We start from the raw sequence: 423 nt of genomic DNA, 5'->3' as shown, positions 1-423 counted from the left end.
GGCCTGAATCCAGTGGTGGAATTGCTGCAGGGCTCGCCTGCTGAAGTGATTTTGAAATACGCCAAACAGCAAGAAGTGGATGTTATTATCATCGGCAGCCGCGGCCTTGGAGGCATCCGTGAATTCGTTCTGGGCAGTGTAAGCCATAACGTGGTGCAAAGTGCCCGTATTCCAGTGCTGGTTGTAAAATAGAATAGGATTATAGAAGAGGAGCGCTATTAGCGTTCCCCTTTTTTTCTTTCGAAAGACTGCTGAAGTGCCATTGGGCCAGCTTCTCTAGGCTAAGGAATATATTGGAGTATCTTTGGCAGAGTAAGCATTTTTCACTTTATTACTACTGATTAAAGGATTATTGTCAAAATAAAACCGCTCAAAAGCGAACGTTTATTGTAGTGAAATTGTCAATGTTCGTGTTTGAGTTGA

The 423-nt window shown here is 43.3% G+C and carries 1 protein-coding gene; it reads left to right on the top strand.

The features are described 5' to 3' along the window. A partial coding sequence (locus ACNPNW_RS04915; protein ID WP_448766621.1) for a universal stress protein occupies positions 1 to 192 on the top strand: 192 nt, incomplete at its 5' end. Positions 193 to 423: the final 231 nt, after the last annotated feature.

The sequence above is a fragment of the Acinetobacter endophylla genome (genome assembly GCF_053543775.1).
This window is presented reverse-complemented; position numbering and strand designations above follow the sequence as displayed.